At 60.9% G+C, this 14,336-nt stretch carries 13 protein-coding genes and 2 pseudogenes; 6 read left to right on the forward strand and 9 right to left on the reverse strand.

Going from position 1 to position 14,336, the window contains the following annotated elements; translation table 11 throughout:
* Positions 1-1,014 (forward strand): RHS repeat-associated core domain-containing protein (locus ACWIDZ_RS15025; RefSeq protein ID WP_453990026.1); only part of this gene is annotated, 1,014 nt, incomplete at its 5' end.
* 636 nt (positions 1,015-1,650) lie between these two features.
* Positions 1,651-2,076 (forward strand): annotated as a pseudogene (locus tag ACWIDZ_RS15030) (transposase); the annotation flags it as partial.
* Between the two features lie 478 nt (positions 2,077-2,554).
* Here the strand turns inward: ACWIDZ_RS15030 and ACWIDZ_RS15035 are convergent.
* From ACWIDZ_RS15035 to ACWIDZ_RS15050, 4 genes and pseudogenes are all read right to left on the reverse strand, one after another.
* Positions 2,555-3,652 carry a flavin monoamine oxidase family protein gene (locus tag ACWIDZ_RS15035; protein WP_453990028.1) on the reverse strand — a complete coding sequence of 366 codons (1,098 nt, stop codon included), beginning with the start codon at positions 3,650-3,652 and terminating at the stop codon, positions 2,555-2,557.
* Positions 3,649-4,161 (reverse strand): DUF2938 domain-containing protein, encoded by a 513-nt coding sequence (locus tag ACWIDZ_RS15040; RefSeq protein ID WP_453990030.1) that lies wholly within the window; start codon positions 4,159-4,161, stop codon positions 3,649-3,651. The genes ACWIDZ_RS15035 and ACWIDZ_RS15040 overlap by 4 nt, the downstream gene beginning before the upstream one ends.
* A complete protein-coding gene (locus ACWIDZ_RS15045; RefSeq protein ID WP_453990032.1) occupies positions 4,158-4,853 on the reverse strand; it encodes a cupin domain-containing protein in 696 nt (231 codons plus the stop codon). Before ACWIDZ_RS15045 ends, ACWIDZ_RS15040 begins: the two co-directional genes overlap by 4 nt.
* 1 nt (position 4,854) lies before the next feature.
* Positions 4,855-5,666: pseudogene (locus ACWIDZ_RS15050) on the reverse strand (SDR family oxidoreductase).
* Between the two features lie 39 nt (positions 5,667-5,705).
* On the opposite strand from ACWIDZ_RS15050, the gene ACWIDZ_RS15055 reads away from it, so the two are divergent.
* From ACWIDZ_RS15055 to ACWIDZ_RS15065, 3 genes are all read left to right on the forward strand, one after another.
* Entirely contained in the window at positions 5,706-6,716 is a 1,011-nt protein-coding gene (locus tag ACWIDZ_RS15055) for a LysR substrate-binding domain-containing protein (protein WP_453990034.1), read from the forward strand.
* 98 nt (positions 6,717-6,814) lie between these two features.
* Positions 6,815-7,036, forward strand: a complete 222-nt coding sequence (locus ACWIDZ_RS15060; protein ID WP_453990036.1) for a hypothetical protein — start codon at positions 6,815-6,817, stop codon at positions 7,034-7,036.
* Between the two features lie 69 nt (positions 7,037-7,105).
* Positions 7,106-8,488: an FRG domain-containing protein gene (locus tag ACWIDZ_RS15065; protein WP_453990038.1), complete on the forward strand. Its 1,383-nt coding sequence runs from the start codon at positions 7,106-7,108 to the stop codon at positions 8,486-8,488.
* A 314-nt stretch (positions 8,489-8,802) separates the two neighbouring features.
* On the opposite strand, the gene ACWIDZ_RS15070 is transcribed toward ACWIDZ_RS15065, so the two are convergent.
* The 5 genes from ACWIDZ_RS15070 to ACWIDZ_RS15090 are packed head-to-tail and all read right to left on the reverse strand — an operon-like array spanning position 8,803 to position 13,146.
* Positions 8,803-10,317, reverse strand: coding sequence for an SAVED domain-containing protein (locus ACWIDZ_RS15070; protein WP_453990040.1), 1,515 nt, complete (start codon positions 10,315-10,317; stop codon positions 8,803-8,805).
* 36 nt (positions 10,318-10,353) lie between these two features.
* Positions 10,354-11,256, reverse strand: coding sequence for a CBASS oligonucleotide cyclase (locus ACWIDZ_RS15075; protein ID WP_453990042.1), 903 nt, complete (start codon positions 11,254-11,256; stop codon positions 10,354-10,356).
* Positions 11,253-11,756: a hypothetical protein gene (locus tag ACWIDZ_RS15080; RefSeq protein ID WP_453990044.1), complete on the reverse strand. Its 504-nt coding sequence runs from the start codon at positions 11,754-11,756 to the stop codon at positions 11,253-11,255. Before ACWIDZ_RS15080 ends, ACWIDZ_RS15075 begins: the two co-directional genes overlap by 4 nt.
* Entirely contained in the window at positions 11,753-12,229 is a 477-nt protein-coding gene (locus ACWIDZ_RS15085; protein WP_453990046.1) for a hypothetical protein, read from the reverse strand. The genes ACWIDZ_RS15080 and ACWIDZ_RS15085 overlap by 4 nt, the downstream gene beginning before the upstream one ends.
* Entirely contained in the window at positions 12,226-13,146 is a 921-nt protein-coding gene (locus ACWIDZ_RS15090) for an AAA family ATPase (RefSeq protein WP_453990048.1), read from the reverse strand. Before ACWIDZ_RS15090 ends, ACWIDZ_RS15085 begins: the two co-directional genes overlap by 4 nt.
* A gap of 269 nt (positions 13,147-13,415) precedes the next feature.
* Here ACWIDZ_RS15090 and ACWIDZ_RS15095 point away from each other — a divergent pair, with 269 nt between their 5' ends.
* On the forward strand, positions 13,416-14,333 hold the full coding sequence (locus tag ACWIDZ_RS15095) for a helix-turn-helix transcriptional regulator (RefSeq protein ID WP_453990050.1): 918 nt from the start codon (positions 13,416-13,418) through the stop codon (positions 14,331-14,333).
* Positions 14,334-14,336 lie beyond the last annotated feature (3 nt).

Consider the following 14,336-nt stretch of genomic DNA (forward strand, 5'->3'; position numbering starts at 1 on the left):
ATGAGCCAGATGGGAGCGTCGCGCCTACTCTATGACGGCGCCCAGGCCATCGGCGAGTACAACGCCGCCGGAACCCTGACCCGCCGCCATATCCCCGGCGCGGGGCTAGACGAGGTGGTGGTCACCTATAACGACGCCACCCTGACCCATCGCCGCTGGGCGATGATGGATGAGCGCGGCTCGGTCGTCGCTCTGACCGGCGCCACGGCCGCCGGGCTCAACATCAACACCTATGACGAGTACGGCCAGCCGGGCTCAGGCAACACCGGCCTCTATCAGTACACCAGCCAGATCTGGCTGCCGCAGGCCCAAGCCTATCACTACAAGGCCCGCGTCTACGCGCCCCAGCTCGGCCGCTTCATGCAGACCGACCCCATCGGCTATGGCGATGGGGCCAACCTCTATGCCTATGTCGGGGCGGATCCGGTGAATGCGGCCGATCCATGGGGGCTATGCACTTACCGTTACGTCCGGGTTGGCGGAGAAGGCGGCATCCCACAAGGGGGCGGCTGGAGAATGGTAACGTACGAATGCTTGACCGAACACTTTGACCCAGATCGCTCAATGAGAGAGCGCGGCGGCACAGGCGGCGGCTTTCGAATTCCTAGAATTATACCCTCCCAGATCTACAGAGAATGTTTCGGCAAAGCTGTAGGAGGTGACGGCACCATTCTGGGGAATCTCGTCGCGGCAACGGGACTTGGACTGGCGAGTACTCCAATAGTAGAGAAACCTCGAGCTGGTTTTGGTGGCGGAGGTCCTAGCGGATCGAGAACTTCAATGATATCTGACTCCGTTAGGCGAATGCCGATTTTTAATGTCAGAGCACCGAGTTGGTTGCGTGGAGCGGGCGCTGCTGTATCCCCAGAAAACTCCAGCTCTCCCAAAATTGGGGGGAATGTAGGTCGCATCGCTAGCCGTGGATCTGGGATGCTAGGAGTGGCCCTGCTAGGCGAAGCGGCCGAACGATTTTCAGAAGCCGCCCAAAGGTGCGAGGCAAACGTTGGTCGATAAAATGGATAATAAAGAGCGCATATTAAATTTCCTGCAAAAGGATATGTGTATTGACCATGAACTTCTAAACGACAACAATAGACTGTATCATGATATAGGGATATATGGAGATGATTATTACGATATAATGGTGTGGATATCGAACGAGTTCAGCGTAGACTTAGATGGATGCGATATGAGGCAATTATGTCCTTCGGAAATTGAACCAGAAAAACTTTTCTTTAAAAAGAAATATATCCCGCTAAGAATATTAGATATCGTCTCTCTCTCTCATGTTAAATCCTGGAAAACATACCGACAGCACCTTTCTCCGCCTGAATAGGTAATAAAGATTATGATATTAACGAATTGAACCATACTCCTTTAATTTATTTTAAAGAATATCTACTTCGAAATCTGTGCGCGCGTATAATTTCATCAGCAACTTAGGCGGCTTCGTTAAGCGTTCTAAGAGATGCATCGCCGCACCTACGGTCTGCGAGACCACGGAAAGCCAGCCGAGGTCGCCGCTGAAAATCAGCTGCAGCAGCGCAAGACGTCGCCAATGCGCCGATTTCGTTGAAAAAGGCCGCCTAGACAATTGGCATGGGGGCGCCGCGCTGATTCACTCTGGTCGTTGAGACGGGAGTTGCAGCGATGATGGGCGAGCGTCGGATCGATCAGTTAGCCCTGTTCTACGAATTCTCGTTGGAGCGGCATTTGCCAGCCGATCACCTGCTGCGCGCGATCGACCGGTTCGTGGCGTTGGACGGCCTGGGGGCGCATCTGGCGCCATTCTACAGCGCCATCGGTCGCCCCTCGATCGATCCGGAACTGCTGATCCGGATGCTGCTGGTCGGCTACTGCTTCGGCATCCGCTCGGAGCGACGGCTGTGCGAGGGGGTCCACCTCAGCCTGGCCTATCGCTGGTTCTGCCGCCTGGGCCTGGACGGCGACGTGCCGGACCACTCGACCTTCTCGAAGAACCGCCATGGCCGTTTCCGCGACAGCGGTCTGCAGCGCGAATTGTTCGAGACAGTGCTGCGACGCTGCATGGCCGAGGGCCTTGTTGTCGGCGAGGGCTGACGCCTCGACGCTTCCAATCAGGCGAGAAGGACAACCCCGGGCGCACCTCCCACGCCGCGACTCCGACGTTCGCGCCACCCTCCGCTCGCAAGGAGTCATCCAGACTGCGAAGAGAAGCGTGACCCGCGTGATCGATCAGGCCGGCAAGGATCACAAACCAGCTTGACCCGTATGCCCGATTAGAGAAGCGGTCATTGCCTTTCGACCAAAACAGGACCTTCGACCGGCAGCCCCTAGCCCAGACAACCGCAGAGATGCGTCAGGCGCGTGAGCCATCCAATTGGTGGAGGACGAACAGTGCATATCCGTCGAGTTGGAAATGGGCGATCGTAAGCATGGCCGCCAAGTTCATTGCGCTCGGGCTGTGACAGTTCGACGGCGCTCGCCCGCATGACAAACTCACCGTGCCCAAGCACGGCCATGGGGCCAGGGCCCTGCTCCGCCGAGTGTTGCAATCAACGACAAGGCGGGAACTTCATGGCTTGGCGCCCAACACCGCGTCCGCGGCGCGATGGCCGGCGAGAACCGCGCCGGCGAGATAGCCAGCTTCCGAGCAACTGGTCTCGCTGCCAGCCATGACAAGGCGCTGACGCCACACGCCCTCGACCCAAGGGCGCTCGCTTGAAGCCTCGTGGGATCCGGCGACCTGGTCAGCGGAGGTCGCCGTCAACGGATCGGCCGCCCAGTCCTTCAGTAGAGTGGAACGGGGTTTAAGCGCCTCCTCGCCGAAAATACGGGCGAACTGAGCCAGACACGCGCTCTTCAGAGCCTCATCGCCGACGGCCGCTCTCTGGTCGGCGGGCAGGCCGATAAAGCCGAACAGCGCGGCCGCGCCAGATGCTATGGTTGCGTCGTGAATTTCCGGCATCGGGCCGACCATGCTCTGCGCTGTCCCGGATAAGCCGGCCTCTCGCCAAAACGGTCGGTCATAGATCGCGAAGAATTTCGCATGGGGAGCCATCCAGGTGGCGGTGTCGCGCCAGCGGGCCGTGGTGCTCGCGTCTTGCGGAGGGGCGAACGTCACGGTCGCGTCCAACAGACGCGGAGGCAATGCGGCGATGACTCGGTTCGCCTGCACGCTCGCGGCCCTTCCTGACGGTCCGCATACGCTCAGTTGCACCGCGCCGTCCGCGAGGCGCATCGCTGTGACGCGCGAGCCTCGGACTATGCGGCCGGCGGGCAACGATCCCTCAAGGGCGCTGATCAGCGCGGCGGAGCCTCCGACCAAGCGCATCGATGGCCCATCCGGCGCACTGCCGCGATACCGCTGGGCGGGCTCGCGAGACATGCGTTCGAAGATCACATCCCCTTCGCTGTTCTGGGCGAAGGCCTGCAGGCCGAGGTCTTTCACCAGGTCGCCGATCGCCAGCTGCAGGCGGGGCCAGAACCAGGAGGGACCCAGGTCGAAACCATCAACGGCCGGCATGCCTCTTTCATCAACCGTCAGGATGCGACCGCCCAGGCGCTCGCGGGCCTCCAGCAGCACGAAGTCCGCGCCGTGGGCCTGCAAGACACGGGCGGCCGAAAGTCCGGCAAGACCGCCTCCCACGATGGCGATGTCCGTGCTTCTCATCCAGCGAGACCTTGCGACATCCCGGCTGCGAGGAGCAACGCGGTCAGATACATGCCCAGGCCGAAGATGGTGTGACTCACCACGCTCTTCAGACGGGCGGCGTTCGGTCGCGGTGTTCGCGATGCAGCGATGCCGGAGCCCATGCCGGGCATCATGATGAAGAAGGGTGCGATGAGCAGAACCCAGGCGACGACCAAAGCCGGCGGCAGCCTAGGTTGTTCAAGCCATTGCGCCCCGAAGGTTGCGACGAGCAGCAGCCCGTAACCCGCTCCGATGACGTAGTGCGCCGTCCAGCCGATGGCCGCCTCTCCAGCGACCGGCGGGGCGGCTCCCATGGAGCTATGACTGAAGCGCCCTCGCGGCATGTTGCCGATCCAGCGGCCCACCATGGACCAGTTCGGCGCGGGAATTTTCAGTATCCGGTCCAACGCTAAAGCCCAGACGTCGAGCACTGCTGTCCCGCCGATTCCGATCAGGATCGCCTGCCCAAAGGCTTCCAGGTCCATCATTGAATTCGTCCTTCATTCTCGAAAGCGCACACATCTGCATGCAGAAGCGCACCCGCCTTCATCCAGACCTGCGCGCCGTCAGGGCCGACTGACGCCCGGAGATGCCGGCCAGCGGGCAGGCGGAGCCAACTCCACCGCAAGAAGGTCTCCGAACCGGCGGCGAAGCCGCCCTCCAGAACCAGCACCTCCAGCCCCGTACTATTCGACACATCCACATTTGCGCCGGGCGTCCAGTGCTCGATGACGACCCGTTCATCGGCGCCGTCGACCAGGAGGCGGGCGGCATGCGCACCCGGCCGAACCGCAGCGCGCTTCGCCTCGTCGGGCCGCGCAATGATCCGGGCGCGGTCATCCCGACGGAACTGCCAAAGCTTGACGAGGATGACGCAGCCTTCGTCGCTGCCTGGCGAATGGGCCGTCCCCGGCGGGTTGCGGACGTAGGTTCCAGCCGGGAAGTCGCCGGTCTCGTCCTGAAACGTGCCTTCCAGAACGAGAAACTCTTCGCCGCCGGGATGGCCATGGCGGCCGAAGCGGCTGCCCGGCGCATAGCGGACGATCGAGGTCGCTCGCGCCTTTTCATCGCCGATCCGGAAAAGCATGCGTCGTTCGACGCCCCTGATCGGGCTCGGGATCCAGTCCGCTTTGCCCGCGTGAACCACGGTGCGGACGGAGACATCTTCGTTCAGCAGCATGTCACAGCTCCGCCCGCCCGCCGTCGACCACGATCTCAGCGCCCAGCATGTAGCTGGACGCGTCACTGGCGAGGAACAGGACCGCCGCCGCGATTTCTTCCGGCCGGCCCATTCGGCCCAATGGAGCCTGCGCGCCGACGCGCTCGGCGTACTCGCGGAAGCTTTCCTCGGACTGGTCGGCACTGCGATGGATGGGCGTTTCGATCGAGCCGGGGCTGATCGCGTTGACCCTGATTTCCCGATCAAGAAGTTCGGCCGAAAGGGTGCGTGCGAAGGATCGCACTGCGGCCTTGGACGCCGAAAGGACAGCCCGTCCCGGCGCGCCCACCTGATTGAGCCAGGAGGCGTTGAGAACGATGGAGCCGCCCGCGTGCATCAGCGGCAACATCGCCTGCACGCTGAAAAGACGCCTTTCACATTGGCGTCCATGATGCGGTCGTAGGTCGCTTCGTCGGTCGTCACGACAGGCGTTCCCAGCGCCACGCCGGCGTTGGCGAACAAAATGTCCAGTCGACCGAACGATTCCTGAAGGGTTTTTCGCGCTCGAGCCAGGTCGGAGAGCGTCGTCACATCGCCCTGGATGGCGAGGACGTCCGGGCCGAGCTCAGCCTTCGCCTTAGCCAGACGAGCATCGTCTCTACCCATGATCGCTACGCGCGCTCCGTGCTCTCCGAACAGCCGTGCCGTTGCGAGACCAATGCCGCTTGATCCACCCGTGATCAGGGCGTGCTTGCCTTCAAGGTTCATGGGGCCCCCTTTCTTGTCCTCATGCTGCCCGTTCACGCCTCGGTCGGCGACGCAAACGACCCGCATCGAGGCGAAAGAAAATCTATCCCGTGATATGCGTTAGGAATGAGGTCTCTCACTCGGCTCAAATCCCTTCAGGCTCTTGACGCCGCAGCACGTCACGGCAGCTTCGTCGGTGCTGCAACCGAGTTGGGCGTGACGCCCGCCGCCATAGGTCAGCTTGTCCGTTCGCTCGAAGACTGGGTCGGCTATCCCCTGTTTCACCGCGCACGTTCGGGCGTGCAACGCCTCACGCCTACTGAAGAGGCTCGCGATGCGCTGGATGACATTGCGGCCGGACTCGATCGCCTGGAGGCAGGCCTGCAGAAGCTGCGCGGTCGAAAGGCGCGGTCGATCGTCGTCGTGACGGCGTCCCAGGCGCTGGTGGCGAACTGGCTCTTGCCACAACTCACCGACTTCGCGACGAACCATCCGTTGATCGACGTGCGCCTGGATGTCTCCGACCGCGTCATTGACCTGGCGCAGGGCGAAGCTGACATAGGCATACGCTGCGGCCTAGGCGCCTGGCCGGGCGTCGAAGCCAGATTATTGATGGGCGAAGAAATCATCGCCGTCTGCAATCACCAGCTGCTGCCGACCAGCCATGAAGTCACCGCCGGGTGGATAGCGGAGCAAACCCTCATCCACGACGGAACGCCGCACCCCGACGGCGATTTCCCGACCTGGACGCAGTGGCTGGCGAAAACGGGCGCCAACCACGCCCCTGCTGACCGCGGCTTGCGTATCAACTCGACTGCGGCCGTGATTAACGCGGTGATCGCCAGTCAAGGGATCGCGCTCGTCCGGCGGGCCCTGGTCGAGCAGGACCTGGAACGCGGCCGTTTGGTCCATCTTCTGCCCCATGTGCGCTGGCCGGTCCGCTGGGCCTACTACGTTGTCGCCTCTCGGCGGGCAGTGCAGCGCGGAGAGGTAAGAGCGTTCCGCGACTGGCTAGTCGGCACTCTAAGGATCGCCAGAGAAGCGCCCGGGATCGGTCTGACAACGGCCACTGGGTCAGGTCCGCGCCAGCAGCGGACATTGGCCGGCGACCAAATAGCTGACCTTCAAAGCGCTTAGTTCCGCTTATCCGCTTTCGACAGCTAAGCCGAACGTTCCTTGGGCCAAGACCATACTGCGGACCGGGACTCGGCCAGTAGCCTCATTCTTTGGAGGACGTGCCTTTCGTCGCCCTGTCCGACGCTTGGCCCCGTGAGCTGAAGGCTGACCGCCGCCGTTTCGAACTGCTGAAGCGCGCATATGTCGAAGCCCGCTATTCCGACCAGTATGACGTTTCCGCTGAAGACCTTCATTGGTTGACGGAAAGGGTGAAGCGGTTGCGCGACCTCGTCGATCAGACCTGCGGCGAGCGTATCAAGGCCTTGAAAGCAGCTCTCTAGCCCGCACCGGTAAGCCCAATTTAACCCGCAGGCTGGACCCTTTGTCGGCATCCAGCCCGCCGGAACACCATGACCGAGAAGAACTTCAACTACATCTCGATCGGGGGCTGGACGGGTCAGGCGGACGATACGGCCGCAATGACCCGCGGCCGGATGTTCGAATATACGCCGACCGACATCGAGAGACGCCTCGAGCGTCTGGACAGCGCTGCCGTCGCCTTCCTTCAATCTCTGCCGACCTTTCTGTGCAGCGAGGTCGACCAGAGCGACGATGAAGTCGCCATGTTCATCCGGTACGGTCGGATCACGGGCATGGAACACGTCGGGCGTGAGGTCCGGTTCAACTTCGACACTCAGGTCGATTTCGGGCGCGTCGTCTTCCCTGATCTCGACACCGCCTGGTCCACCTTCGGCGCCGACCGCCTCCAGCTGTTTCGCACCCACTGGGCGGTTCGAAACGGGAATGCGCGCGACGTCCTAGATGGTCTGGCGCCTTTCAGGCCTGCCCTCGAAAGCCGGATCGACGAAGTCACCGAGACCGCGCCGGCCGAGACTCCTGTCGAGCCGCCGCCCCGCGCCAAACAGATCCTCGGCACGGCGGACAGTGTGGAGTCCTTCCTCCGCCTCCTCTTCAACTCTCCCGACAAGGAGGGCGCGGAGACCTTCTTTCGTGGCCACGAAGACGCGCGCTTCGAACTCACGCCGTCGCTTCTGCGCCGGTGGCCGGACGGCGGCTGGCAGTTCATGCCGAATGAGGACCGACTGTGTCAGGAACTTCTCATCGGCCACCACGACGAGTTCCAGGGTGACGAATACTGCTTCGACCGACTGGTCCGGATGCAGCATTACAAGCTGCCGACCCGGCTTCTCGACATCTCGGGCAACCCCCTCGTAGCGCTGTTTTTCGCCTGCCATTCTAGCCCGGCACCGTTGGAGGCCGATGGAGAGGTGATCGTCTTCCAAGTGTCGCCGGAACGGGTGAAATACTATGACTCAGATACGGTGAGCTGCCTCGCCAACCTGTCGAAGCTCACCTACGCGCAAAAGAACGATCTCGATCTCGGGCTCGATCTGGTCGCTTTCAATGAAACTGGGGTCGCCGGGAAACTTCTTCACTACATCCGGTCGGAAAAGGGCTTCTTCGAGAAACGTCTCTCGCCGGACCACCTGGGATCCATTCTTTGCGTGAAGGCGAAGCGCACCAACAGCCGGATCAAGTCGCAGTCGGGCGCCTTTCTCCTGTTCGGCCACGAAGCCGTTCTTCCCGACGAAGGTCAGGATGGCATCGCAATCAGCCGCATCACCATCACGAACAAGCCAGAAATTCTGAAGCAGCTGGATCGCCTCAACATCAATGCGACTACGGTCTACCCCAGCATCGAGCAAACGGCGGTCCATCTGAAAGAACAATATCGGACTGCCTTGACGCCTCGAATTTCCGCCTCAAGCTAAGGGGCAAAAATTAGTCAAAGGCAGAGCGAACAAACCCGCACAGAATTGGGATTGGCCAACGGCGTCTTCGCGCCATGAGCAGACTTTGGCACCAGTCCTGAAATCGGACGTTGAGCACGTCGGTCATTGAAGTCCGCTTTCGAGCCGTAGCGGACGTTTGAGTGTAATGGGTGCCCGCCAGCGGTTCGCATCAAGATCGAGCATCGCGATAGCTGCGTGCGCGCAGCCACGGACAATTCCGTTAGCTGCAGACCTATCCAGTCTGATGGGCGGGCCATCTCGCGCAACGCCTGATCAACCCGGCCAACCTATCGCTAATCGATCACGAACGACGGCTGATAACTCTTGTTTCCAGCTCGATCGAAATCGAACTCGTAGACGATGCAGGGAGCGATCCCGCGATACTGCTGCCCCAGATAGAAGAGCAAACTATTTGGGCAGGCGGCGAAGATGTGGACCGTGCAATCAGGGTCATCCACCTTCAGAGCACGCACTTCATTGGCGATCTGCTCTGCCAAGGCGGCGGCATGTCCACCGCCGACAATCGTTTGCTGTCCAGGGCCGGCCGGAGGGGCAAACGAGATCAACGTCCCGACAGTCGACAGCTCTTTGCCGACATAGGCCCGGGCGTGAGCATCGACGCTTTGTGAAATACCGATTGCCAAGGCGATATCGGGCCCGGAATCGATACTGATCGTCGTGCTGGTCAATCGAGCCGCTTCCTTTTCGGTACCGTCGTCCGCGCGCCAAGTTCTCGAACCTACCCGACCTTTCTGGACCAACGAGCTGTCGACCCCCGATTTCAGATCGAGGACGGCGCCTGTGAGGAATGCAATGGAGGCGTGCGCATCGAGAATGATCCTCAGCACACCCGAGCGTTTTGCAGCCTCTCTCAGGAACGTCTCGACCCGAGGACGAATGTCGCCCTGCCAAGACCGGTCATCCAGGAGATAGCGCTGATTGAAGCTATCGGTCAGCGAGAGTGTGTTCTCCGGCGACGTCCCACCCAGATCAGCCGCTACGCCCTGGAACGTCCGGATCGCGATCGTCAGCCCAGGAGGAAGGGCTGGCGCCTTATCGGTGAGAACGCCCTCCTCCCGGAGAACCTGCCGTAAAGCCTCTCGCGTGAAGCTATTCAGCTTCCGCGATTTCAGCGCTTGAGCAAGCCCGTCATATCGGAAGTCGGATTCGGTCGAACAGGTCAGCGCGCCTACAATCTGGGCCCGCACGTTGACGTCCTCGCGCAGCTGTTCCAGCGAGCGCTCGCCATCCATAATCCGGAGGCCCGTCACGACCTCCTTGAGTTCGTCATCAGACGCTAGCTCGAGATGTTCGCGCCATAGCTTACGGACCTTGCCCATACGGCTGCCGTCCTTCGTGCCATCGAACAGGCGGGCCAAAAGGATGGACTTGTCGGCACCCGATTGAACATAGCCCAGCGGGTCATCGTCCTTGATGCGATACGTCGTGATGAAATCAAACCGCGCGCCCAACGGTGCGTTCTTCTTGGCGTCGCGCAGGCGCTGAAGTAGCGACACCCTCGTCGCCCCGATAAACTCGGGATCGACGAAATCCTCGTAGCCGAACCGCCCCCCCGTATCGACGTGCCACTTCACCTGCTGATAGGCAGCTGAAACTCGTTCTGGCCCACTTCCCGGGATAGGCGGATCATAACGCACAACAACGTCGTCGAATGACTTCGGCGCATCGGCTTCGAAGGTCACTTCCACTACGACCGAGTCATGCGCGAGCATGCTCAGCGCGTTCTGCCAGAAAACCCGCGCCTGATATCTGTCGCCATTCCAGCGCGCGTTGACGGCGTCAGCCATTGTGCACCCGTTTGGACGTGGAGTTCGTCTTGCGTTTCATGAGAGCGGGAACTTCGGGCCGAACAGCGCCCGCCATGCCTTCAAGGCCTCTCCGTTCTTGCCCTGTCTGGCGAGATTGATCGCAAGGCTCGCTTCACGGCTCGCCGCCATCAGAAGCGAGCGCGCACGCTCCTTGCGCGCATCATCCATCCCGTCACTTACCGCCGGCCCCAGGCCCGCCGGGTCGGGCCACGTATCCAGGATACGATCTGCCAGCGTGGCGAAGAAGGATTGGAACTCATAGGTGAAGCTGCCCTGCCAGCCGCCATACAGGCACTCCAGCGCCATCACCTCGATAAGGAACGACGGTTTGACCGGCTTTTCTCCGTGGCGGGGCTGGTTGTTCCAGTACTTCACCATGCGGACCAAGCCTTTCCACTCACTGGAGTAGGCTTGATGCGCTGCCGTCGCCTTTGCCGCATGGGTCTCGGGGTTGGTCTTAATCCACTTGCCCTTTTCGGTGTCGGGAATCTCGTAGTCCGACGCCGATGCGAAGGCAGGCACCACGTCCACACTGAGAACACGATAGTCGGTGTTGTCGTCTGAATCGACGACCACCCCGAAATCGACGTTGACCGATCGCCCCTGTTTCCGAACCGCCTTGGAGCCGTATTTCTCAACCAACGCATCGTAAAAGTCGCCGATCACGACCGACGGCGCCTTGTCGTGATATTTGCCCTTCTCTGTGTCCTTGAGGACGAAGAAGATATCGATGTCCTTGAGCGGCTTCGTCTTGGTGTGTCGCTTATAGGATCCGGTCAGGAAGCTCCGGTCGATCGCGAACTTCGTGACCAGATAGTCCCGCACCTCGTTCTGGCGATCGGACGCGTTCTTCTGCTCCTTCTCGTTCAGTTCGAGACGGCTCTTAAACTTCCGAAACGCTTCGTCGACGGTAATCATCCGGCTTGTCTCCAGTAAGAAGTGTTTGCGCCCAAGCCGCTATGGTCGATGGTCGTCCCCAGCGATTGCCGGGTGAAGCCGGATGTCGATCGGGCCGTGACTTTACTCCAGCCGTCGACATCAGGACGGCCGGGCTTGGTGCGAACCAACAAACGGTACTTCGCCTGGCTGGGCACTAGCCCCGCCTTTCGGATCGCGTACCTGAGCTGCTCGGTATCGACCCAGAAATTCCCGTCGCCAGAGCTCCATCCGTAGACAACATCCATGTCCCAGCGGAACAGAAGCGCATCGGTCTTTGGATCGTAGATCTCCAGATCGACACGCTGCAGGTCCTCGGTCTCCAACCAGCGCTTGATACCGCGCATGTTGATGTCCCAGTCCTCGATGAAGTTGGTCGGGTCGAGACCGCTCAGCCGGATGATATCCTTCAGGCTCTTGAGCATGTTGTCGGCGACGTAGGTCACCGAATGGGTATAGGTGTTGACGCTGACGGTGCTCATGAGTTGAGAAATCCTTTCGGATCAAAGACCAGCGCTGCCGGCCCCGCAGAGCTTTTGGCGGCTTCCGCCTTTGTCGTTTCCGACTTGTCGCGGGCGGTGATGCGCTCGCTGTGCCCCTTGAGCGCGCCCTGAACCCAGGCGAGGTCATCCGTCTCGCAGGGAAGCGAGACGCGCCAGTCGCCATCAAGTGGGTCAAACCCCAACGCGTCTTCGTTCGCGTCGGAGCCATCCGTCGCGTCTTCGTCGTAGACGCAGTAGATACGGGTACGAGGACCGTCGCATGTCACGACGATGGCTGCGTCCTTTGGAGCCTTGTCCGCGATGATGCTGGACGCGATGCCATGCACGGACAGCAGTTCGTCACACTTGGCTCCGGTTTTGCCCTGCGTCAGCAGGTCGACAATCGCGCGCCAAGTCTCTCCCGCGTCGCGGTGAGGCGTACTGCTGAAGGTGCGCCGGACGACGGTGGTCATTTCGTCTTCACCCCCGAGTTGCGATTCAACTTCGCCTGCTGCGCCGCTCGATAGATGTCGTCGAGGGTCACCTTGCTCGGGTCCATCGCCACCTCCGGCCGACTGGCCAGAGCGTTCGCCACCATCTTACGGATCGCACGCCCATCCAGGCCGACGCACTCCCCTGCACAACGGTCGAACCCGGGCTGGGAAATTAGCGCGGAGATCGAAGCGTAGGTTTTGCCGAGCCCGATCAGGCAGTCGCGCAGGATATGCGCACACGCAGCCCGGTCTGGCAGAGGAACTCGCAGAACGAGATCGCAGCGCGACGTGAAGGCGCTATCGACGGCATCGGGAAAATTGCTTGTCGCCACGAAGAGAAGCTGAGGGAAGCGCTCGGCCAGCGCATCGAGCTGAACCAGAACCGCGTCGGTCGCCCGGTGGATGTCGATGGGGTTGGCTTCAAGGCTCATCTTGGACCGATCAGCCGCGAGCGTCTCCACCTCGTCCAGAAGCACGATCGTGGGCCCGCTGCTGGCGGCCTCAGCGATGGATTGGGAGAAAAGATCGGATACCGCGCGCTGGGTTTTGCCCATCGCAGAGCTGGTCAACGAGTGCGGTTCAACTTCAAGGAGCTTGAACATTCCGCCGGAGAAAGACGCCGCAGTTCGGTGCGCAAGCCCCCGAGCAAGCGATGTCTTTCCAGTACCCGGCTCCCCCGTAAGCAAGATTACGCCGTGCAGGGGAATGATTGTTCGATCGACCTTTCCCCGGACCGAGAAATTCAGCATCGCCTGAGAGAGCAACTGCTTTTTCAGTCCCTCATCGATGAAAATCGAGTCCCACAGCGCTCCGAGCGCCGCGTCGGGCAGAGCGCGGGCCCTGCTGATGCCCTTGGGCAAGTCGGTTCCGAACATCGGATGGATCGCAGCGCTCATTGATCGTTCTCCGTCGCCGGCAACGTCTGCGGCGCGAGGGGTTGGGTGTCCGGCACGGAATTTTCATTCCCCGCCAACTGGCAATTGGCAGCGGCCTGTGCCCATAGACACGGCGGAAGGTTCCAAGAACCGCCCACAACCGCAACGAAAGCCGCACCAGCAATAGACCGATCTCGACGCCGCCTTCGAAGTTAATATAGGACAACCGCGACGATGCGTCTATTTATTAGACGCATTTTGGATGTGGATAACTGACAATTGTATCGATCATGAACGACATGCCAGCCGACAAGCCTAAGTGGGCCGTCCTTAAGAGACTGGAATATATAGACTTCCGGCTTTTCTGGGATCGCGTGCTCAACCGAGCCGACATGGCGGAGGCCTTCGGCATGTCGGCCCAACAGGCTTCGGCCGATATTGCGACCTATAGCGACGCCGCCCCCGGGAACCTGATCTACGACGGCAGCGCCAAGACCTACCGGCGCGCTGGAGCGTACCAGGCTCAGTGGGCGGCCAAGGGTGTCGATCGGTATCTTCTGCAACTGGTCGGTTTGAAGAGTGGGTGGCTCGACCCGGAAGCGACGTGGTTCCAAGCCCCCCTGCCTCCGGTCGAGGTGGTTTCCGTGGGACGCCGAGCGACCGACCCTGAGCATTTGATGGCCGTCCTGGACGCCATCAAGGATCAGCAACGGTTGAGGATCGACTATCGCTCACTGACCGGATCACCGCCGAGCTGGCGCACAATCGCCCCACACTCGATCGCTCACGCGTTCGGGCGCTGGTATGTTCGAGCATGGTCAGCCGAGCACAACGATTTCAGGGACTACCTTCTGAACCGCATACGCGATGTGGCAGGGGATGGGCCTGCCGGAATCGACAACAGCCTGGACTATGAGTGGAGCCACTTCATAGACCTGTCCCTTGTTCCCAACCCGAGACTCAAGCCTGAGCAGCAGGAAGCGCTGATCGAGGAATTCGAAATGGTCGAAGGTGCCCTGACCATGCCTGTAAGGTTGAGCATGAGCTTTTACCTGATCGCCCACCTGAACCTCGACCTCGATCCGGAAACCAACAAACCGGAGAAGACTCAGCTCGTTCTGACGAACGGCCCTGAGATTGAAGCTCAGCGTGGCGTCGCAAGAAAGATGTCCGTTCGGGCGCTCGCCGCTCGCGGCGCTGAAACGTGAGCA

This window comes from Brevundimonas sp. NPDC055311, from assembly GCF_053645695.1.

Excerpts from the sequence above, each read along its gene's own strand:
- ACWIDZ_RS15035 (WP_453990028.1), bottom strand. The coding sequence starts at position 3,652 with ATGAGAAGCACGGACATCGCCATCGTGGGAGGCGGTCTTGCCGGACTT.
- ACWIDZ_RS15040 (WP_453990030.1), bottom strand. The coding sequence starts at position 4,161 with ATGATGGACCTGGAAGCCTTTGGGCAGGCGATCCTGATCGGAATCGGC.
- ACWIDZ_RS15045 (WP_453990032.1), bottom strand. The coding sequence starts at position 4,853 with ATGCTGCTGAACGAAGATGTCTCCGTCCGCACCGTGGTTCACGCGGGC.
- ACWIDZ_RS15055 (WP_453990034.1), top strand. The coding sequence starts at position 5,706 with ATGAGGTCTCTCACTCGGCTCAAATCCCTTCAGGCTCTTGACGCCGCA.
- ACWIDZ_RS15065 (WP_453990038.1), top strand. The coding sequence starts at position 7,106 with ATGACCGAGAAGAACTTCAACTACATCTCGATCGGGGGCTGGACGGGT.
- ACWIDZ_RS15070 (WP_453990040.1), bottom strand. The coding sequence starts at position 10,317 with ATGGCTGACGCCGTCAACGCGCGCTGGAATGGCGACAGATATCAGGCG.
- ACWIDZ_RS15075 (WP_453990042.1), bottom strand. The coding sequence starts at position 11,256 with ATGATTACCGTCGACGAAGCGTTTCGGAAGTTTAAGAGCCGTCTCGAA.
- ACWIDZ_RS15080 (WP_453990044.1), bottom strand. The coding sequence starts at position 11,756 with ATGAGCACCGTCAGCGTCAACACCTATACCCATTCGGTGACCTACGTC.
- ACWIDZ_RS15085 (WP_453990046.1), bottom strand. The coding sequence starts at position 12,229 with ATGACCACCGTCGTCCGGCGCACCTTCAGCAGTACGCCTCACCGCGAC.
- ACWIDZ_RS15090 (WP_453990048.1), bottom strand. The coding sequence starts at position 13,146 with ATGAGCGCTGCGATCCATCCGATGTTCGGAACCGACTTGCCCAAGGGC.
- ACWIDZ_RS15095 (WP_453990050.1), top strand. The coding sequence starts at position 13,416 with ATGAACGACATGCCAGCCGACAAGCCTAAGTGGGCCGTCCTTAAGAGA.